The following is a 19,561-nucleotide window of genomic DNA, read 5'->3' on the forward strand; positions in this document are numbered from 1 at the left end:
GGTTGAACTCCCCGGGCAGGCCTCCACCCGCGGTATGAGAGCCTACTTGGCCTGGACGTCCGCGATTCTCAGCTTCGCAACATTCTCGGCGAGTACGCGGCGGGCATCCTCACCCAGGTTCGAATCGGTGATGAGCTCGTCGGCTTCTTCCAACTGGGCAATGGAGGCTATGCCCACTACGCCCCACTTGCTGTAGTCGGCCAGGACCACAGTGCTGCGGGCCGATGCCATGAACGCCCGGTCCGTTTCGGCCTCGAGCAGGTTGGGGGTGGTGAAACCGGCTTGTGCGTCCATGCCATGGACACCAAGGAACAGGACATCCAGATGAAGCTGCTTGAGCGAGGACGTCGCAATCGGCCCCACCAACGCGTCCGACGGCGTGCGCTCGCCGCCAATCAGGATGACGGTGGAGCCGAACCGGGCCGGCCCTGATGAAGACCCATGATGGAAGAGATCGGCAATCCGCACGGAGTTGGTGACAACTGTGATCCGGGGACCATGGACGAGCTCCTGCGCCAACGCCCATGTGGTGGTTCCTGCGCTGAGCCCGATCGCCATGCCTTCGTGGACCAGCGAGGCAGCCTCGACCGCAATGGCATGCTTTTCCGCGGTCAGCTGTGTGGACTTGAGCTCAAAGCCGGGCTCGTGGGTGCTGGCATCGCCGGGAAGTTTGGCCCCGCCGTGGATGCGCTCCACCCGGCCCGTTTCCTCGAGGGCTTCGATATCGCGCCTCACGGTCATGGGAGAGACTCCCAACAGCTGGGCGAGGTCCGATACCCGCACAACGCGCTCGCGCTGGACGGCATCGATGATGGCGGAGTGGCGTGCTGCCTGAAGCATCAGGGCCTTTCTGGAGAGCCTCATCAAACATGAGGCTGATTCTGGCTCCAGTCTAGGACGCGACGCTGCTGCGGGGTGGCAAATGCCGTCGCGGCGTCGTCACGATCCTTTTGAACGCACGACGGCGCCGCTCACCGTGGGAGGGGAGCGGCGCCGTCGACCAGTGGGACCGGGTGACGCTACTTACGCAGCGATTCCGCGATCTGGGTCATGATGCCCGGGTCTGCCAGGGTGGTGGCGTCGCCGGTGTCGCGGCCTTCTGCGATGTCCTTCAGGAGGCGGCGGACAATCTTGCCCGAGCGGGTTTTCGGCAGTTCCGGCACGATCAGCAACTGCTTGGGTTTGGCGATCGGGCCGATCTCCTTGCCCACGTGGTTGCGGAGTTCCAGGATGGTCTCTTCACCGTTGTTCACGGCGTCACCGCGGAGGATGACGAACGCGACGATCGCCTGCCCGGTTGTCTCATCGGCGGCACCAACCACGGCGGCTTCAGCGACGGAGGGGTGCGAGACGAGGGCGGACTCGATCTCCGTGGTGGAGAGGCGGTGGCCGGAGACGTTCATGACATCGTCCACGCGACCCAGGAGCCAGACGTCGCCGTCTTCGTCCTTCTTGGCGCCATCGCCGGCGAAGTACATGGTGTCGAAACGGGACCAGTAGGTGTCTTTGAAGCGCTCCGGATCGCCCCAGATGCCGCGAAGCATGGAGGGCCAGGGTTCGCGGACCACGAGGTAGCCGCCTTCGCCGTTGGCCACGGACTCGCCGGTTTCGTCCACCACGTCCACGGCGATGCCGGGCAGCGGAACCTGTGCGGAGCCGGGCTTTGTGGCGGTGACGCCGGGCAGCGGGGCGATCATCTGCGCGCCGGTTTCGGTCTGCCACCACGTGTCCACGATCGGGGCGGGGTGTTCCTTCTTTTCGCCGTTCTTGCCGGCGTTTCCGCCGATGACTTCGCGGTACCACATCCACGCTTCGGGGTTGATGGGTTCGCCCACGGAACCCAGGACGCGGATGGAGGACAGATCGTACTTGCCCGGGATCTCCCGTCCCCACTTCATGAACGTGCGGATGGCCGTAGGGGCGGTGTACAGGATGGAGACTTTGTACTTCTCCACGATTTCCCACCAGCGGCCCTGGTGCGGGGAGTCCGGGGTGCCCTCATACATGACCTGGGTGGCGCCGTTGATCAGCGGCGCGTAGGCGACGTACGAGTGGCCGGTGACCCATCCGACGTCGGCGGTGCACCAGTACACATCCGTTTCAGGGTGGAGATCGAACACAGCCTTGTGCGTGTACGCGGTCTGCGTGAGGTAACCGCCGGTGGTGTGCAGGATGCCCTTGGGCTTGCCGGTGGTGCCGGAGGTGTAGAGGATGAACAGCGGATGTTCGGAGTCATGCCCGACGGCGGTGTGCTCGGTTGCTGCCTTGTCAACGGTGTCGCTCCACCAGAGGTCGCGGCCTTCCACCCAGTTGACGTCCTCGCCATTGCGCTTGACCACGACGACGTTGTTCACAGAGTGCCCGCCGGTGTTTTCCATGGAGCTGAGTGCTTCGTCCACGGCCGGCTTCAGCGGGCTGGGCTTGCCGCGGCGGTAGGTGCCGTCCCCGGTGACCACGAGCTTGGCCTCGGCGTCCTCGATCCGGGACCGGAGCGCGTCTGCGGAGAAGCCGCCGAATACCACGGAGTGCACGGCACCGATCCGGGCGCAGGCCAGGAGCGTGATGACGGCCTCGGGGATCATCGGCAAATAGACGGCCACGCGGTCACCCTTGGCCACGCCGAGGGATTCGAACGCGTTCGCTGCCTTCTTGACCTCTTCGGTCAGCTCCGCATAGGTGTACGTGCGCGTATCGCCGGGCTCGCCTTCGAAGTAGATGGCAACGCGGTCTCCCAAGCCGTTCTCCACATGGCGGTCCAGCGCGTTGTAGGCAGCGTTAACCTCACCGCCAACGAACCACTTGGCGAACGGCGGATCCGACCAATCCAAAGGCTCGCCGAAGTCTTTGTCCCAGCTCAACAGCTCACGGGCCTGCTTGGCCCAAAACGCGGGACGGTCCGCTTCGGCCTCTTTATACTCATCGGCGGTAGCCACGGCGTTCGCGGCAAATTCAGGTGATGGCGGGAATTTACGGTTCTCGTGGAGCAAATTCTCGAGAGCCTCGACGTGCGGTGCCCGACCGTTCTGCGGCGTCGACGCTGCAGCGGTGGTCGTGGATCCGGTGGTGTCCTGGGACATGGTGAACCTCATCATTCATCGATCTTTGCTGCGCGGACGCCGCCGGCTAAGTCCGCACTCCGGCCGTGAGCCGTTGTAGTGCGTCCCGCGGAGGATCCGCAGAGTGCTGTCCGTCTTCAACATTATCGCTTCGGGAGGTCCTACGTGTGCGTGGTCACAAATGGGTCAGCGAGCGGTACGGATTCGGCGACGAATGGCTGCTTTGGTTGTCAGGAAACGTTTACATGACGACGATTGGCAACGCTTGTTTGTAAGGAACCTTGGAGTTTCCTGTGGACGGCGCAGCGTGGCCGATTTCAGCTAGAAGACTGTCAGTGGCGTGGCATAGGCTGAATAAGTCTTGGGACGCATCGTCAGGTGTGCCCGGTTTTCCGCGGAAACCCTGCGGAAAATACCGGTCCGGACTGTCCAAGGCGCCGCCGTACGAAGGAGAAATAGATGAACCAGCTGAGCCCAGGCCCGCACGACTCACACCCAACGGGACCGGACACCGCGGCTGGAAAGGCGAACGACGCCGGTACCACCACTGCTGCGAAGTCCGCCTCAGGCGCACCCACCAAATACGAGGCGGTTGCCGGCCCTTTCACCATTCGTGACCTCACGGTTTTCGGTTCTGTACTCCTGATGTTCATCGCCTCGCTGCTGCCCATGTTCGGTGGCCGCTTCAACCTGTGGAACCTGGACAACCTTTTCTTCCTGCTCCTGGGAATCATCCTGCCGGTAGTGGTTGTGGCGCTTTTCGTTGCCCGTCGGCTGCAGCCCGGGACCATTGTCCGCGTCGGCTCGCTGTCGATTGACCAGTTCGCTTCCGTGACCGCTGCATTCGCGGTGCCGCTGTTCTTCCTGACGATCGTCGACTCCTTCAACGGCAGTGTCCTGCTGGGCCTGGTGGGTTCCGTGGGTCTGCTGGCGGCCACCGTTCTGGCCCCGCATCTGCCATTGCTGTCCGCTGATTTCAAGGGCCGCGCTGAAACGCCGGCGCACATTGTTGCCCGCCAGGCAGCGATTCCCACCCGTAAACCCGCTGCCCCGAAGCCCCCCAAGGAACCCAAAGCGCCGAAGCAGGCCAGCGGTCTCTCGACGCCTGGCTCCCAAGCAACGGGGTATCAGGCACAGAGTGCAGGTTCTGCCGGTTCCCATCCGTATGCTCCGCCAGCCGGTGCGAGCCCCTACGCTCCACCAGCCACCTCCGGCCCCGCTGCTCCGGGCCCAACTGGTGGGCCCGCCGTCGTGCATTCGGCTGATGCCGCGCCTGCTACGGAAGCTCAAGCTGCCGCCCCGGCTGCTGGTCCCTCGCCCGTCGCTGCCGCCCCAACCGCCGCAGCCCCGGCTGCATCCGGGTCGGCCGCCCAGGCGTCACCGGCAGAGCCTTCACCGGCCGAGCCCGACGTCGTCGTGGAAAACCCGGTCGTGGAAAACCCGGTCGTAGGAAACTCGGGAGAACCGCAGTCGCCGACACAGGCACCGGCCACTACCCAGCACGCCCAGCAACCCGCTGCCCAGCAACCGGCCTCCCAGGCGCCCGGCAATGACCGCGGATGGGCTGCCACCATGGCCACGCCTATCGTGTCCCCGAATACCCGTTCCGTGAGCGACTCCATTGGTGCCACCGTGGATCCGTCCAGCCGACCTGATGACTCCGGGTCCTCTCCTGCCTATGAAGCCTTCTGGTTTGCCGTAGCCCAGCCCCGAACTGCGTATGACGAACGGACAGGTGCTCCGGCGTTCACCATTGAGCCGGGCGGTTGGGTTCTGGCGCTCGAGGACCGTGGCGACGAATTCCTGGTTCAGGACACCGATGGCAAGGTTGGGGTCCTGCGGGAGCTCAGCAATATCGAACGCGGCTGAGACCGACGCTGTGGCCATCGCTGAAGCTGGTTCCCTCCTCGCCCTGAAACGCCGGGCACGCAAGATCAACAGGATCCTGGCAGACAAATACCCTTATGCCCACGCGGAGCTGGATTTCCGGAACCCGTTCGAGCTTGTGGTGGCTACGGTCCTCTCAGCCCAGACTACGGACGTGCTGGTCAACCAGGTCACCAAGATCCTGTTTGCCCGCTACCCTGACGCTCGTGCCTTGGCGGAAGCGGACCCTGCTGAGCTGGAATCGATCCTGCAGCCCACTGGTTTCTTCAGGGCAAAGGCCAGGAACGTCCTGGCTCTTAGTACCCGCTTAGTGGACGAGTACGACGGCGAGGTTCCGGGTCGCCTTGAGGATCTGGTGACGCTTCCGGGCGTCGGGCGGAAAACAGCCAACGTGGTCCTCGGGAACGCCTTTGGTGTCCCCGGAATTACTGTTGATACGCACTTCGGGAGGCTGGCACGCCGTTTCGGGTGGACGGTATCCGATGATCCCGTGAAGATCGAATTCGACGTCGCTGAGCTCTTTGAACCACGCGACTGGACCATGCTTTCGCATCGCGTGGTCTTCCACGGCCGGAGGATATGCCACGCTAAGAAACCGGCCTGTGGAGCGTGTCCGGTCGCCAGCCTCTGTCCCAGCTATGGCGACGGCGAGACGGACCCTGTCAAGGCTGCAAAGTTGTTGAAGTACGAGCTCGCGCCCGGCAACGAGGCCCTGTTGGAGAAGTTGCTGGCCGAGACGCACAGGGCGGCGGAGATCCGGATGGAATCACAGAGGAGGCCCGGGTGACCGCGTTTGAGGACCTTGCCACGCTGGTAGCGCGCTTTGAAGCCGGCGAGCAGCAGCATTCTTCCCATTGGTCGCAGTTGCCCGTCACGCCGGAAACCAATCGCGCCGCAGCCGTGCTGATGCTCTTTGGTGTGCTGGACAACATCCCGGCAGAATCCGGACGCCCCTTTGCGCCAGCAGACCTCGACGTCCTCCTGCTTGAACGGGCCCACACCCTGGACGACCATCCGGGGCAGGTAGCGTTTCCGGGCGGGAGCGTGGATCCGGAGGATGATTCCGTCGTGTCCGCCGCCTTGCGTGAGGCTGTGGAAGAGACCGGGCTGGACGTCAGAGGCGTGAAGGTGCTGGGCGTCATCCCCGAGCTCGGGCTGATCCGCAGCAATTTCCGGGTGACACCCGTACTTGCCTGGTGGGACTCGCCATCACCCGTTCGCGTGGTCGATTACGCTGAGTCCGCCCAGGTGTTCCGGGTACCGGTTCGGGATCTCCTGGACCCCGTCAACCGGGTAACCGCCACTCTTTCCCGCTTCGGCCGGACTTTCAGGAGTCCGGGCTTTACGGTCAACGGCGTCGTGGTCTGGGGCTTTACCGGGATGGTACTCAGCGGTTTGTTCGACGAACTGGGATGGACGGTCCCCTGGGACCAGGAGAAGCTGTACGAGATCGAGCTTTAGCAGCTCCGCCGCAGGCGCCGTTCAGGCCGCCCGTCGGTTCGCCGTCGAGCGGTCCACGATCAGCCCTGTTGCGGCGTTTTCACGCACTGCATTAATGCCGTCCACCACGCCTTTGAGATGTTTGAACGTTGGTGACTCCGCTACAACCGTTCCGTCCGCCGCTGTAAGGCGAAACCGGTACGAGCCGTCGGTGTCTTTGAGAATTTCGAACCTGCCAGCCATTTTGTGCTGTCCCCCTTGATGCTTCCTTGCAACAGTCGTGGGCCGGTGTGCCGGTCCCACCTAGAGAACGTATCCAGAAGCCGGCGGGAAAGGAAGTTACTTGGCGGTACTGGTCATGGAATTGTCATGCACCATCACACTGCGGAATGTGACTGGCTTGTTCTGAGGGTGGCAGCTAATCTGGGCCGCTCTCTACTCCATCTACTCCGTCGACGGCGAAGGGGGGAATGATCAACTTGGCAGCATTCGGCGAGGCTCGGGGATAGGGGAGCTGTGCAACGCTGCCTGGAGGCTGGCCTCGGTCTCGACGAGCCGACGAAGTTCCATGCTTTGAAGGGCCTCGACATCCAGGGGCTCTACACCGGGCATTTCTGCGAGGCTTTTAATCCACGCCTGGCCAGCCACGCTGTCGTGTTGTTCCCCGAGGAGACGCTGCAGGACCATGGATGGTTGGATGATCACCGTGGCGCCCGCACCCAGGACCTGGGCCACAGCCTCCACGGAATACCGCAATACTTTGATGTCCTTTCGCGCGCCGTGGAGCACTTCGTTGCGTTCCGCTTCATCAGGATGCCCGCTGTCCGCTTCCAGGCTTCGTTTCGTACTGTCCAAGCTCTTTTGGACCGTCTCCCAACGCGGCTGCAGGAGTTCTGCCACCTCGAGGAGACTGGGGTGGTTGTCAATCTCCCGTGCCGCCGAATGGGCCGTTCCAGGAAGCAGGGCTTGCCGGGTGGCCCGGACGATTCCCTGCCAACGCTTTCCGGTCCCGATGCGGGTAGCCATTTCGTTGCTGCCGGCCAGGAGCTGATTCACGGCTTCATGGAGTGCTTCCGGCGACAACCAGGCTTCTGACGCGTCCAGCCATAGCGCCATACGCTGGGACAGAACGTATGCGTCGCGGGCTTCGCCGAGCGAGCGAGCCAGCCACCGGACGTCCCGGCCCGTGGCCTCAGGGACGTCAGGGAGAACGGATTTGTAGCAGGAAAGGACAGAACGGAGCCGTCGAAGGGCCAGCCGGGCGCCGTGGACCGCCTCCTGGTCAGCAGCGCCAACCAACGGCAAGCAGCCCTCCAGCTCAGCAAGTTGGAAAGCGATGTACGAATCCACGGAATCACGCACGTCCGAACCCACGTGGCCAGTTTCCCCCGGACGGCCGGGGCGGACAAGCGGGCGCCTACTTCGCTTTGTCGTAAGAATCGACGACGGCGACACTCACCGGGAATTCGACCGGAATCCGGCCGAACATCAGCTCTTTCGCTGCGTTTGCGGACTCCTCGATCGCCTGGATACAGGCTTCTACGGCTTCTTCCTGGGCATGGACCATCACTTCGTCGTGGAGGAAGAAGACGAGTTCCCCTGAGGGTAAGCCTTCGGCATCCAAGGCCCGCAGCCGCCGTCGTAATTCCGCCAACCAGCAGGAAGCCCATTCCGCGGCCGAACCCTGGACCACGAAGTTTCGCGTGAAGCGGCCACGAGAGCGCGCCAGGTTGTCGGCCCGCCGCTGCTCCTCGGCCGTGGTGGACTGTTGGCTCCGCAACCAGCCCTGGGACGGGGGTGGGCTGCTTCGTCCCAAACGGGTGGTGACGGTCCTGCCCGCCTCGCCTTCCCTGGCTGCTTGCTCCACAAAGCCCACCGCTCGCGGATACGTCCGTGCCAGTTGCGGCATGAGCCTGCCCGATTCACCGGTGGTGGCGCCGTAAATGGCGCCGAGGAGCGCAACCTTAGCCTTGGACCGATCCCCGCCGAACCCTTGTGCTGCTATGCCTGCGTAAAGGTCCTTGTCGCGTGCGGCCTCGGCCATTTTTGTGTCTTGGGCGAGCGCTACAAGGACGCGGGGTTCCAGTTGGGAGGCATCGGCGACGATGAGCTTGTGGCCAGGGTCCGCACGGACTGCGGCCCGGATATTTCGGGGAATCTGCAAGGCACCTCCGCCGCGTGAGGCCCATCTTCCGGACACCACGCCTCCCACCACGTACTCGGGATGGAACCGGCCATCCTGGACCCAGGCATCCAGCCAGGCCCAACCATTCGCGGTGTGCAGGCGGGAGAGCTTCTTGTACGCAAGCAGAGGCTGGATCGCAGGATGTTTGGACTCCTGAAGCTCCCATTGCCGGGTGCTTTTGACTTCGATTCCGTTCCGATGAAGGGCCCGCATAAGGTCCTGAGGGGAGTCCGGGTTCAGCCCTGGTGATGTGAGGATCTCGCGTAGCTCGTTGCACAGCATCTCAAGTGCCGGGGGCCTGTGGCCAAGTGGGGGACGAGGCCCCAGGACGTCGGCAAGGATTTGCTCGTGCACCTCTTCCCGCCATGGAACACCGGCCTGCTGCATTTCCACCGCAACGATTGCACAGGCGGACTCGGCCGCGAGCAGCAATTGCAGGCGCTGCTTTCGTTGGTCGTCTGCAGGGACCTGGGCGATCGCGTGCTGTTGCGCAGCAAACTGTTCCCGCAGTTCAGCCAGCCCCGGACTTTTGGACGTCGGGGTGAAGTCGTCAAAGAGTGCGCCTTGATCGGCGGGCGGGGGTGGGGGCTGCAGTGCCCGGGGCGGCGTTGAATCGTCGTCCTGCGTCAGCTTTTCTGCGTTCTTTGCGTAGTCTGTGTGCGCCGTGAAAGAGGAGTGCGCCAGGATAGCTCCGCAGAGAACGAGGTCGTGGCAGCGTTCCAGCTTCACGCCGTTCCTCAGGAGCTCCGGGTAGAAGTCCTGCGCGCGATGCCACACCCAGCGGGGCCGCTGGCTTTCCAGTTCACTAACGACGCCGGGCAACTCACCTCGCGTGACGACGCGGGGGTCGGTGGTGGCGTTCCCCGTGGGAGAGACTCTTTGTATGGCTGCGCCGTCCGGATGGGCGGCGAGCAGCAAATACATGGTTTCCATTCTGCCCTGTGGGAATACACCAACTGTTCCTCCACACCCCTTGTTTGGGCCGGTTTGTCCACATGGGGCGTTTGAGAGCTTATGTTCCAGGGTTCGACGCCGGGAAAGTGGCTTCATGAGCAAGCGACATCTTGGGCACAGACGGTCCGGCAACGAACTCCCGGGGCAGGCTGCGGACGATTCCTGGATGCCGGGGGAAGCTGCCGATATCCTCCTCGTCACCGGCGACGCCTATCTTCAGGAGGAGGCGCGAAGAATCGTCGCTGCCGCAGGTGGCAGCCTCCAGTTGGCTGCCGACGTCGGAGCGGCAATGCAGGGCTGGGATGGTGCCGACGTAGTCCTGGTGGGCAGCGACATCCGCGAGTTGCCGCCTCGAAGACAGGCGCCCACTGTACTACTGGGCAGGTCTGTTGAGGGCGACGGTTTGTGGCGGCTGGCTGCTGCCCTGGGCGCAGAGCGCGTAGCTGTCCTGCCCGAGGCCGCAAACTGGTTGGCCGAGTACTTAAGTGTGTCCGGTTCGCCGGAACCTGGCGGGTTTGTTGTCGGGATTGTGGGCGGCTGCGGCGGGGCTGGAGCCTCCACCACAGCAATTTGGCTTGCCCAGGCAGCGGCGGGCCACGGCGTCAGCACCATCCTGATGGACGGAGATCCCCGGGGCGGCGGCCTGGAACTGGCAATCACCGTTCCAGAGTTGGCCGGCCTGCGCTGGCCGGACTTCGCCGAAACGCGGGGAAGCATTGATCCTATCCAATTCAGGGACTCCCTGCCGGTGGCTGGCGGCTTCGCGTTCCTGTCCTGGCCGGGTACACGTGCAGCGTTCACAACACCGGATGCCGGTTCTGTGGCCGCTGTCATGGATGCCGCGCGACGTAGTTTCGAACTCGTGGTGGTGGACATTGGCCGAAGTGAGGACTGCCTGCGAACCTTTGCGTGGGACTGCGAGAGGATCCTTTTGATGACCACAGCCCACCTGAAACCGGCTGTTGCCGCGGCACGCATCCTCAATGAGTTGCCACCCCTGGATACGGGATTGGTGGTCCGGGGTGGTGGCCGTTCTGCCGTTGATGCGCAACTCATTGCCGAGTCGTTGGGACTGCCGCTGTTGGGGATTCTTCCGGAGATTCGAGGAGCAGCCGCAGGGACCGAACTCGGTCGGCTCCTTGATCTGGGGCGTCGCAAGTCCGTGAACCGGTTCGCCCGGGGCGTGCTGGAATTGAACGGCATGGTTGAATGACCCGTCAGGACAGAAGCGCGCAAACCTTCACCCGGACACCCTTCACCGCGGGGCGCCGGAGTCAGAGCCGTCGGTTGGACTCCGTCCTTCTTGAAACTGTCCGGGAGTCTGTCCTCTCGGGAAACGGGCCAGTAACACCCTCCACGGTTGCGGCCGCCGTACAGGCCAGCGGCAAACTGTTGGGTACCGCCGGAGCGCTGGAAGCCGCAGAATCCATCAATGCTGAATTGAATGGCCTGGGGCCCCTGCAGCAGCTTGCGCACGATCCCTCGGTCACAGACATCTTCGTCAATGGCCCGGAGTCCGTCTGGCTCGACCGGGGACGCGGCCTGGAACGGTCCCCGGTGCATTTCGATTCTGAACTGCAAGTCAGGGCGCTGGCCGCAAGGCTGGTTTCTGCAGGTGGTCGACGGCTGGACGACGGCTCTCCCTGCGTAGATGTCAGGCTCAAAGGCGGCTATCGCGTGCATGCAGTTCTGGCGCCGATATCAACCGCGGGGACTCTGTTATCGATTCGAATTCGACGCGAAGAAACCTTCACAATGGCTGAACTGCGCGAAGGTGGCATGTTCGATCACCAGATCGAGGCTCTTCTCCGCGCGATTGTGGAGCGGCGCCTCAGCTTCCTGGTCAGCGGTGCCACGGGATCAGGGAAGACCACACTCCTGTCCACCATGCTTGGGCTGTGCCACCCGTCCGAACGATTGGTATTGATCGAGGATGCCGCCGAACTCAACCCTGTCCACCCGCACGTACTCACGCTCGAATCGCGCCATGGAAACCTTGAGGGAGGTGGAGCGATGGATCTTGGCGAGTTGGTACGTCAAGCCCTTCGTATGCGTCCGGACCGGCTCATTGTGGGGGAGTGCCGCGGCGCCGAAGTCCGCGAGTTGCTCACCGCGCTCAATACCGGTCATACAGGCGGTGGAGGAACGATCCACGCCAACACGGCGGAAGCAGTTCCGGCACGACTGACAGCCCTCGGCGCGCTCGCAGGGTTGAACGCCGAGGCCGTAAGGCTGCAGGTCTCAAGTGCATTGGACGTTGTGATTCATGTGGAACGGACGCCTTTGGGCCGGAAAGTAGGCTCGATCGGTCTGCTGAGTGACTCCTTGCATGGCCAACGAGTAGTGACTGCACTGCAATGGAGCCCCGAAGGCCTGGTGCATGGACCAGCGTGGGCGGAGCTGAGTTTACGGCTTGCTCCTGGACTATCCGGGGAGGCGGACTTATCTTTACAGGGCCTGACCGTCGGCTCGGACGTGCCCGCAGTGACGGGCCTGGACTTGTGATCCCCACCCTGGTTCTAGCACTGGCGTTGGCGGCATTGCTCCAGCTCAAGCCGCCCCAGGCAGGCAGTCGCCGAATGCGGGCGAGACTGGCCAAGCCCCCACCCCTGAGCGGGACCGGTGTTCGGAAAGAGCACGCAACACCAGGAGCGGGCAAAAGGCCGTGGCGCCGGCTCTGGTGGACAAAGGTAGAACCCCTCTCCCTGGTGGTGCTGGTGCAGCAGCTCGCTGCACTCATGCGAGGAGGACGCGGACAATCGCAGCTTTGGGAAGAATTATGGCTCGTCCACGGCTCGGGACAGGGTTTGGAGGCCCAGGCGAGGACTACAACCCACCGTCCGACCCCGGGAATCTCAGTGGAATCGGCCAGGGTGCTGGCTTCAGCGCGGGCAGCCTCAACCATTGGAAACTCCCCAGCAGAGGCCATTCGCAACACCTCCGCGAAGGTCTATCCCGGCCGGGGAAGCACAGAACGCCGCATCTGGATGGAATTGGCTGCATGCCTCGATGTAGCCGAAACCAGCGGCTGTCCACTCGCAGAGCTCCTCACCCGGTTCGCAGCACAGCTCGAGGCTGAGGAGGATTCTGAAGCAGCGCGTCAAACTGCCCTCGCTGGACCCAAAGCCACTGTGAGGCTGTTGTCCTGGCTCCCGGTCCTTGGCTTGGTACTGGGTATGGCCCTCGGAGTGGACCCGTTGGGAATCCTACTGGGTAATGTCCTGGGAGTGGCCACTCTGGTCAGTGGCCTTCTGCTGACCGTTGCAGGGCGTGTGTGGTCCTCCCGACTCGTCGCTTCAGCGGTCGGGGCCACATGATGCTGTCTGCGCTCGTGGCAGTACTGGCTCTGGCAGCGTTTGTGGGATTCGCCAGGCCTGCAGGGCTTCGAAACCGGATGTACGCAAGTTTGGCCGAGGACCCCAACTCCAAGGACGACCCCAGCCTTCAACCGGAGGCCGCCACTGCCGGGGACGGGCTTCGCGACACGGCGATGATGCTGGAACTCGTAGCTTCCATGCTGGATGCAGGTGCCGGAATCGGACGGGCACTGGAACTGATTTCCCTTTGTGCCGCACCGAAAATCAGCCAGGATCTCCGTCCCGTCGTCGCTGCGCTGGCCATGGGGGCCGACTGGGAGGCTGCCTGGCGAAACCCTACGCGGCGTCAGCCCGAGGTAGCGCGCTTGAAGGATGCTCTGTCTTTCGCCGCATTGACCGGTGCGCCCTCGGCTTCCATTCTTTACGCCCAAGCAGCCAGGGAACGCCGCGAGCAATTCCGGGCCGCTGAGAAGCGAGCTGCCGCCCTGGGAGTGAAGCTTGTGGTTCCCCTGGGCCTTTGTTCCTTGCCGGCCTTCATTTGCCTGGGAATCGTGCCCGTCCTCATCGCCATGCTCCCGGCTGGATAAGGGAAGGGCATCAGCGCATGCGCGTCTCTTCCTCGACAGGCCTCTCTCTTCCTCCACAACCAGTCCCAGCGGGTCTTTATCCACTTGGATGAACCAGGGGCTTCAGGGGCGGCCCGAGTCAGGGAAGAGTCGATGTCACCCGGCAGACCTGCCGGATCATTTGAAAGGAACACACTATGGAAACTCCCTCGAGCACCCTCCCCGCCCGGCGCTCCGGGCGACGGAACGGTTCGCGTGCGCTGACGCCAACTCCGGCGGGTGTTGCATCAGTGGGAAATGGCAGCGGTCAGGATGAGGCGCCACAAAACAAGAGTGGCAACCGCGCGGGTGTGCAGTTCGGGATTGAACAGAATGGGATTGACCGGCGTGGAATTGACCAGCGTGGGATGGAGCAGTTGGGGATCGAGCTGTTCAACCCAGTAGAACCTCACGGCCAGGCCGCAATCCCGCGGTTGGACAACCAACGGGTTGGGACAGCTTGGACCAGCAAGTGGACCAACTACCTGCGCTGGCGTACACCCAGCAGGATCCGCCGACGGGCCAGCTCGAAGCCGACCACTGCCAGTCAGACCACTCTCAGCCAGACAAAGCAGAACACTCTCAGCCAAACCATCCCCAGGCGGACCCCTCTCAGGCAGACGACCCTCAGGCGAACCCCGCTCATGGGGTCCGAAAGCGGAATGGCGACGGCGGAATACGCCATAGCAACGCTAGCGGCCGTGGGGCTCGCTGGTTTGCTGGTGGTTATCCTACGGAGCGAGGAAGTGCGGGGATTCCTGCTCAACCTGGTTCGCACCGCGCTGTCCTTGCCATGACCTCGTTGGCGCCTCTCCCAATCAAGCTGGTGTCTCTCCCAATCAAGCTGGTGCCTATCCCAATCAAGCTGTCGCGTCTGCCAATCAAGCTGTCGCGTCTCCCAATCAAGCCGGTGACTCTCCCAATCAAAATGCCCGCAAGACAGAAGCAACGTGGTGCCGTGACAGCTGAGTTCGCAGTCGCTCTGCCGGCGGTGATTTTGCTGTTCGCCTTCTTGTTGGCTGCCGGTGCAGCAGGGATAACGCAGCTGCGGTTGGAGGAGGCGGCCAGGGCCGGTGCTCGAAGCCTTGCGCGGGGTGAGAGTTCCGGCGAAGTGCAGGGCATCGTCAGGCGCTTGGCGGGCGAGGGAGCCGCTGTGGGGGTGGCAAGCGACGGCGATTGGGTGACTGTGACAGCCTCCGCAGCGGCAGGAGGTTCGCTGGGCTCACTGATCCCCTGGACGTTGACGGCTTCGGCGTCTGCCCGCGGTGAAGCAGCTGGGGCATCTGTTCGGAGCGACGCGAGCGACCTGCCGGTGGCCTCGGTGGTCGGTGCACCGCAACTAGCATCACCCGAACTGTCGTCACCCGAACTGGGATCACCGCCACTGGCATCACCGCGGAACATGCCACCGGGGGATACTGCCTCACGGGTTGCGGCGAACCCTTGGATTCCGTTGTGAGGGTGCGCTGCCTACCACTGCTGCGAACCCTCAAGGGGCGTCCTGTAGCGTCAAACCCCGAGCAAGGATCCGGCACAATTCTGGCTCTAACACTGGGGTTTGTAGTCTTGGCGTTGCTTGCCGGGCTGCTGCTTCTTGCCCAAGCGGGGGTCATGGCGTCGCGGGCTGCGTCGGCAGCAGACCTGGCAGCTCTCGCTGCGGCCGATGCTGCGCGTGGAATAGCCTCGGGTGATCCTTGTGCCGTGGCGGCCGGCGTGGCAGGCCAGCAGGGTGCCACAGTGACAGCCTGCGACGTCGTCCGGGGCGAAGTGGTGGAGGTCGCCACCGAACTGGAACAACCGTTCCTCTTCGGCAGGGCTACAGGCAGGGCGCGGGCTGGGCCCCCTCCATAGGCAAGGGGCTGGGCCGCCTCCTTAGCCGAGCGGGCTGGGACGTCGTGTTGGTTGGGACTGCCCCGGGCTAGACCGCGTCTTTCAAGAGGACATCCAGAAGTGTGATGGCGGCTGCCTTGTCCAGTGGGTTGTTCTTGTTGCCGCATTTTGGCGACTGCACACAGGACGGGCAGCCGGCTTCGCATTCGCACGCCTTGATGGCCTCCCGGGTGGCTGTAAGCCACACCTTGGCCTTCTCAAAGCCGCGCTCGGCAAAACCGGCGCCACCGGGGTGCCCGTCGTAGACGAAGATCGTTGGCACCCCAGTGTCAGCATGCAGGGCGGTGGAGACACCGCCAATGTCCCAACGGTCGCTGGACGCCACCAGCGGAAGGAGGCCGATCGCCGCGTGCTCCGCCGCATGCAAAGCGCCGGGGAACTGCGCTTCCACCAGACCGGCACCATGCAACGACCTATTGTCCACAACGAACCACACCGCCTTGGTAAACAGGTCCCTTGCCCCGAGATCGAGCGGCTCCTCGCCCAGGATCTCGTTCGATATCAATGCCTTGCGCTGGAAGGAAACCACTTGGGTTGTGACCTTTACGTCCCCAAAGTGCGCCGTGATGTCGCCCCACTGAACCGAACGCAAGGTTTCCAGGACTTCGATCTGCGTTACATCCCGGGCTGTGGTGTAGAAATCGGGGTTCACGCGCCTCACTATGACGCAGTGGTCGGCCTCGTTGAGTTCCTCCACCAGGTAACTGTCCCCCTGATGGACATAGATCGCTCCGGTGTGGGCCTGATAGTGCGTTTGCGGCGAGTCCATCGTGCCCAAAAGGGAACCAGTCCCGGCGTCGACGATGCTCACGGGTCCGCCACCGTCGGCCCGCAGATTTACCATTCCGGCTGCACTCTCCGGATGGGTCCAGAACCATCCGGCCGGGCGTTTGCGGAGATATCCCTGCACGACGAGCCGGTCAAGGAGGCTTTCCGCTGTGGGCCCGAAGAGTTCGAGCTCAGACGGACCTACGGGCAACTCCGCTGCTGCCGCGCACAGGTGAGGTCCCAGGACGTACGGGTTTCCCGGATCAAAGACAGTGGCCTCGACCGACACATCGAAGATGGCTTCCGGATGGTTCACAAGGTAAGTATCCAAGGGGTCGTCGCTTGCCACGAACGCCGCTATGGCATCCTGGCCAGCCCTTCCTGCGCGTCCAATCTGTTGGAAGAGCGAGGCCCTGGTCCCGGGCCAGCCGGCGACCAAAACCGCGTCAAGCCCGGAGATATCGATTCCGAGTTCCAAGGCAGAGGTACTGGAAACCCCCAGCAGCTGTCCGGACCGCAACGCCTTTTCCAAGGCACGCCGTTCTTCAGGCAGGTACCCGGAACGGTAGGCCGCCACGCGGCTGGGCAAGCTGGGATCCACCTCGTCCAGGAGCCGCTTGGTGATGGACGATATCGATTCAGCACCGCGCCGGGACTTGATAAAGGCAATGGTCCGTACCCGCGAGGAAACAAGGTTTGCCAGGATATCGGCTGTTTCGGCCACGGCAGTCCGCCGTTGCTTCGCTCCATTTTCGCCCTTGACGTCTGTCAAGGCTGGCTCCCAGAACGCCACGGTTGTAGAGCCATGTGGAGAACAGTCTTCGGAAACTTCCCTCACTGGAGCACCGATGAGCCGCCCGAAGGAGACAGCGGGCTCGGAAGCAGTGGCAGAGGCGGCGATGAATACGGGCTCAGGGAAGGAGCTCCCGGCGCCGTAGTAGGCGCAGATCCGGCGAAGGCGCCTCATGAGGTTGGCTACGTGCGAGCCGAAAACACCCCGGTAACTGTGCGCCTCATCCACGATCACATAGCGCAGCCTGCGGAAGAACCGTGCCCACCACGCGTGGTTGGGCAGAATGCCAAAGTGCAGCATGTCCGGGTTTGCCAGGATGAAATTGGCATGGTCGCGGATCCAACGGCGCGACGCGACATCGGTGTCGCCGTCGTATGTTTCTGCTCGAACCGTAGGGAGCTTCAGCGCACGGATGGCCGCCAATTGGTCGGCCGCCAGTGCCTTCGTGGGGGACAAATAAAGTGTCACGGCACCGTCGTCGTGGATCTTTCCGGGCTCGGACAATACGCGCAGCTCCGAGCGGTGGATCGCGTCCAGTGCGGGTAGTTGGTAGGCGAGCGATTTCCCTGAGGCGGTCCCCGTTGCGATTACCACATGCTGGCCCGCCTGGGCGAGGTTGGCGGCCTGGACCTGGTGTCGGTACGGTTCGTGGATGCCCAGGGAGCCGTAGGCCTGGACGATGTCCGGGTGCACCCATTCGGGCCACGGTTCGTTGACGGCCTTGCGGGCAGGGATGGTGTGGACATGGCGCAACTGTTCCGGGTCCGGGGTCCGGCCCAGCAGGGAGATCAGCGAATTTGGTGCATCCACCAAATCATTCTGTCACTCTGCGGCGGCGCCTACGGCGGCACCCGAAGGGACCGGCGTCGACGAGGGCCGTTAAACAAGCGTTCTCACGCTACGGAAAGGTCCGAACCCTCACCGGTGCTCACTGACATCATCAGAACGTGGCACACAACGTCCCACCCCAGGTGGGAGTAGAGCTTCTGGCCGTCCAAGGATGCGAGGAGGAGGCCGTTTTGGACGTCGTGCTCAAAGGCCTGGGCGGCAAGGGCCTTCATGATGAAGCTACCCAGGCCACGCCGCTGAAAGGCAGGCTCAGTAACGATCTTGTCGAAGACTGCAGTGCCGTTCACCACGAACACCCGGCCGCTGGCAGCAACTTGCTCTCCCGAGTGGACCACCGCGTGGTGGACTCCGTTGGATTCTGAAGTGGCAAGTTCCAGGTCGTCATCCGGCAGCCAGGGATCCTCGGCGTCCTGGGTTTCCATGTCCACGATCATCATGGTCTGGGAGGCCGAGTTGACGTTCAACCCATGCTGTTCGGCCAAGTACTTATAACGCTGGACGTCATTGGTGAGTATCGTCAGAATCCGTGTCTCGGCTTCCGCGGTCTTCGCTGCGAGGGCGGCAAACTCTTCGTCGGACGGATCATGGGCGAAGTACTCCCAGTCACCGGTTTTATCGGCGCGCAGCGCGGCAGGGAAGCGTCCCTCTTGACGTGACTCGTAGCCCCGGCAGCCGGACCAGCCGGCCACCCAGACTTCCAAGAGGTGCGCGATGTCTTCAACCAAGGCGTCTGGACTCATGTAGAGAGACTATGCCAGCGCCCGGGGAAGCAACAGAGGGCGGTCAGGGGAAGAATCCGTGCTTATGAAATTGTGACTTCGGCGCTGGGAGCGTGTCAGGTTTCTCCGGGCCTTCAGTGCATCCGTAAGCGTAGCGCAGCGGATTTTAGTACACCCAGTACCCTTTAATAGTGGCTTTGAACCGAATTGTGCTTTTCTATGGCTTTACCCCGATCGCCGACCCCGACGCCGTGCGTCTGTGGCAGCGTGCCCTCTGCGAGAAACTGGGGCTCACCGGCCGGATCCTGATCTCCAAGGACGGTATTAACGCCACGGTTGGCGGCGAGCTCAACAACATGAAGCAGTACGTGAAAACCACGCGCGAATACAAGGGCTTCCATGACATCGACTTCAAGTGGTCCGAGGGCGGGGCTGCCGATTTCCCACGCCTCAGCGTTAAGGTCCGCGACGAAATAGTTTCCTTCGGGGCTCCCGGTGAGCTGAACGTCGACGAAAAGGGCGTGGTGGGCGGAGGCAAGCATCTCCAGCCTGAAGAACTTCACTCCCTGGTGGACGCAAAGAAAGCGGACGGGGAAGAGGTGGTTTTCTTCGACGGCCGCAACGCCTTCGAGGCGCAGATCGGCAAATTCAAGGACGCCATCGTTCCGGACGTCGCCACTACGCACGACTTCATCAAGGAACTCGAATCCGGCAAGTATGACGCCCTCAAGGACAAGCCCGTTGTCACTTACTGCACGGGCGGCATCCGCTGCGAGGTGCTCTCAAGCTTGATGGTCAACCGCGGTTTCAAAGAGGTGTACCAGCTCGATGGCGGCATTGTCCGCTATGGCGAAACCTTCAAGGACAAGGGCCTCTGGGAGGGGTCGCTCTACGTATTCGACAAACGCATGCACGTGGAGTTCAGCGACGAAGCCAAGACCATCGGCGAGTGCGTTCGCTGCGCCTCGCCCACCAACAAGTTCGAGAACTGCTCCAACCTGAGCTGCCGGACGCTGACTCTCTACTGTGCAGAATGTGCCTCAAGTCCTGAAACCCTTCGCTGCCCCGGAGGCTGCGAAGCCGCCTGAGCTCCAACCC

The 19,561-nt window shown here is 63.0% G+C and carries 17 protein-coding genes and 1 pseudogene; 11 read left to right on the forward strand and 7 right to left on the reverse strand.

What is annotated here, in order from left to right; genetic code table 11:
• Window positions 1–42: 42 nt before the first annotated feature.
• Window positions 43–840 (reverse strand): DeoR/GlpR family DNA-binding transcription regulator, encoded by a 798-nt coding sequence (locus tag AC6I97_RS06600; protein WP_216927051.1) that lies wholly within the window; start codon window positions 838–840, stop codon window positions 43–45.
• Window positions 841–1,019: 179 nt separating this feature from the next.
• Window positions 1,020–3,077 (reverse strand): acetate--CoA ligase, encoded by a 2,058-nt coding sequence (acs, locus tag AC6I97_RS06605; RefSeq protein ID WP_497946956.1) that lies wholly within the window; start codon window positions 3,075–3,077, stop codon window positions 1,020–1,022.
• A gap of 438 nt (window positions 3,078–3,515) precedes the next feature.
• On the opposite strand from acs, the gene AC6I97_RS06610 reads away from it, so the two are divergent.
• Genes AC6I97_RS06610 through AC6I97_RS06620 form a run of 3 tightly spaced genes read left to right on the forward strand, consistent with a single transcriptional unit; the run spans window position 3,516 to window position 6,404 of the window.
• A complete protein-coding gene (locus AC6I97_RS06610; protein WP_497944449.1) occupies window positions 3,516–4,925 on the forward strand; it encodes a hypothetical protein in 1,410 nt (469 codons plus the stop codon).
• Window positions 4,926–4,935: 10 nt separating this feature from the next.
• The gene (gene nth / locus AC6I97_RS06615; RefSeq protein WP_224088849.1) at window positions 4,936–5,730 is read left to right on the forward strand and encodes an endonuclease III; all 795 of its coding nucleotides are present in this window, start codon (window positions 4,936–4,938) and stop codon (window positions 5,728–5,730) included.
• Window positions 5,727–6,404 (forward strand): NUDIX hydrolase, encoded by a 678-nt coding sequence (locus AC6I97_RS06620; RefSeq protein WP_497944450.1) that lies wholly within the window; start codon window positions 5,727–5,729, stop codon window positions 6,402–6,404. Before nth ends, AC6I97_RS06620 begins: the two co-directional genes overlap by 4 nt.
• A gap of 21 nt (window positions 6,405–6,425) precedes the next feature.
• Here the strand turns inward: AC6I97_RS06620 and AC6I97_RS06625 are convergent, their stop codons facing one another.
• The 3 genes from AC6I97_RS06625 to AC6I97_RS06635 form a co-directional block, all read right to left on the reverse strand.
• Window positions 6,426–6,626, reverse strand: a complete 201-nt coding sequence (locus tag AC6I97_RS06625; protein WP_442003434.1) for a YegP family protein — start codon at window positions 6,624–6,626, stop codon at window positions 6,426–6,428.
• A gap of 231 nt (window positions 6,627–6,857) precedes the next feature.
• Window positions 6,858–7,757: a CHAD domain-containing protein gene (locus tag AC6I97_RS06630; RefSeq protein WP_497944451.1), complete on the reverse strand. Its 900-nt coding sequence runs from the start codon at window positions 7,755–7,757 to the stop codon at window positions 6,858–6,860.
• A 43-nt stretch (window positions 7,758–7,800) separates the two neighbouring features.
• Window positions 7,801–9,492 carry a bifunctional 3'-5' exonuclease/DNA polymerase gene (locus tag AC6I97_RS06635; RefSeq protein WP_497944452.1) on the reverse strand — a complete coding sequence of 564 codons (1,692 nt, stop codon included), beginning with the start codon at window positions 9,490–9,492 and terminating at the stop codon, window positions 7,801–7,803.
• 124 nt (window positions 9,493–9,616) lie between these two features.
• On the opposite strand from AC6I97_RS06635, the gene ssd reads away from it, so the two are divergent.
• The 7 genes and pseudogenes from ssd (at window position 9,617) to AC6I97_RS06670 (ending at window position 15,295) form a co-directional block, all read left to right on the forward strand.
• Complete coding sequence (gene ssd / locus AC6I97_RS06640; RefSeq protein WP_497944453.1) at window positions 9,617–10,735, forward strand: septum site-determining protein Ssd; 1,119 nt, start codon at window positions 9,617–9,619, stop codon at window positions 10,733–10,735.
• The gene (locus tag AC6I97_RS06645; protein WP_497944454.1) at window positions 10,732–12,027 is read left to right on the forward strand and encodes a TadA family conjugal transfer-associated ATPase; all 1,296 of its coding nucleotides are present in this window, start codon (window positions 10,732–10,734) and stop codon (window positions 12,025–12,027) included. Before ssd ends, AC6I97_RS06645 begins: the two co-directional genes overlap by 4 nt.
• A 74-nt stretch (window positions 12,028–12,101) precedes the next feature.
• Window positions 12,102–12,839, forward strand: coding sequence for a type II secretion system F family protein (locus tag AC6I97_RS06650; RefSeq protein ID WP_497944455.1), 738 nt, complete (start codon window positions 12,102–12,104; stop codon window positions 12,837–12,839).
• Window positions 12,836–13,426: a type II secretion system F family protein gene (locus AC6I97_RS06655; protein WP_309925086.1), complete on the forward strand. Its 591-nt coding sequence runs from the start codon at window positions 12,836–12,838 to the stop codon at window positions 13,424–13,426. The genes AC6I97_RS06650 and AC6I97_RS06655 overlap by 4 nt, the downstream gene beginning before the upstream one ends.
• A 650-nt stretch (window positions 13,427–14,076) precedes the next feature.
• A pseudogene (locus AC6I97_RS06660) lies at window positions 14,077–14,241 on the forward strand (DUF4244 domain-containing protein); the annotation flags it as partial.
• Between the two features lie 161 nt (window positions 14,242–14,402).
• Window positions 14,403–14,903: a TadE family type IV pilus minor pilin gene (locus tag AC6I97_RS06665; RefSeq protein WP_497944456.1), complete on the forward strand. Its 501-nt coding sequence runs from the start codon at window positions 14,403–14,405 to the stop codon at window positions 14,901–14,903.
• A 2-nt stretch (window positions 14,904–14,905) separates the two neighbouring features.
• Window positions 14,906–15,295 carry an Rv3654c family TadE-like protein gene (locus AC6I97_RS06670; RefSeq protein ID WP_497946958.1) on the forward strand — a complete coding sequence of 130 codons (390 nt, stop codon included), beginning with the start codon at window positions 14,906–14,908 and terminating at the stop codon, window positions 15,293–15,295.
• A gap of 67 nt (window positions 15,296–15,362) precedes the next feature.
• Here the strand turns inward: AC6I97_RS06670 and AC6I97_RS06675 are convergent, their stop codons facing one another.
• Entirely contained in the window at window positions 15,363–17,705 is a 2,343-nt protein-coding gene (locus tag AC6I97_RS06675) for a DEAD/DEAH box helicase (protein ID WP_497944457.1), read from the reverse strand.
• A gap of 83 nt (window positions 17,706–17,788) precedes the next feature.
• Complete coding sequence (locus tag AC6I97_RS06680; RefSeq protein ID WP_497944458.1) at window positions 17,789–18,484, reverse strand: GNAT family N-acetyltransferase; 696 nt, start codon at window positions 18,482–18,484, stop codon at window positions 17,789–17,791.
• Window positions 18,485–18,654: 170 nt separating this feature from the next.
• Between AC6I97_RS06680 and trhO the strand changes: the two genes are divergently transcribed.
• The gene (gene trhO, locus AC6I97_RS06685) at window positions 18,655–19,551 is read left to right on the forward strand and encodes an oxygen-dependent tRNA uridine(34) hydroxylase TrhO (protein ID WP_497944459.1); all 897 of its coding nucleotides are present in this window, start codon (window positions 18,655–18,657) and stop codon (window positions 19,549–19,551) included.
• The last annotated feature ends 10 nt before the right edge of the window (window positions 19,552–19,561 follow it).

It is taken from the genome of Arthrobacter sp. TmtSoilC48 (assembly GCF_059739425.1).

Bases quoted from the DNA above. Each gene is read 5' to 3' on its own strand.
- AC6I97_RS06600 (WP_216927051.1), bottom strand. From the start codon at position 840: ATGCTTCAGGCAGCACGCCACTCCGCCATCATCGATGCCGTCCAGCGC.
- acs (WP_497946956.1), bottom strand. From the start codon at position 3,077: ATGTCCCAGGACACCACCGGATCCACGACCACCGCTGCAGCGTCGACG.
- AC6I97_RS06610 (WP_497944449.1), top strand. From the start codon at position 3,516: ATGAACCAGCTGAGCCCAGGCCCGCACGACTCACACCCAACGGGACCG.
- AC6I97_RS06625 (WP_442003434.1), bottom strand. From the start codon at position 6,626: ATGGCTGGCAGGTTCGAAATTCTCAAAGACACCGACGGCTCGTACCGG.
- AC6I97_RS06635 (WP_497944452.1), bottom strand. From the start codon at position 9,492: ATGTATTTGCTGCTCGCCGCCCATCCGGACGGCGCAGCCATACAAAGA.
- ssd (WP_497944453.1), top strand. From the start codon at position 9,617: ATGAGCAAGCGACATCTTGGGCACAGACGGTCCGGCAACGAACTCCCG.
- AC6I97_RS06645 (WP_497944454.1), top strand. From the start codon at position 10,732: ATGACCCGTCAGGACAGAAGCGCGCAAACCTTCACCCGGACACCCTTC.
- AC6I97_RS06650 (WP_497944455.1), top strand. From the start codon at position 12,102: ATGCGGGCGAGACTGGCCAAGCCCCCACCCCTGAGCGGGACCGGTGTT.
- AC6I97_RS06655 (WP_309925086.1), top strand. From the start codon at position 12,836: ATGATGCTGTCTGCGCTCGTGGCAGTACTGGCTCTGGCAGCGTTTGTG.
- AC6I97_RS06680 (WP_497944458.1), bottom strand. From the start codon at position 18,484: ATGAGTCCAGACGCCTTGGTTGAAGACATCGCGCACCTCTTGGAAGTC.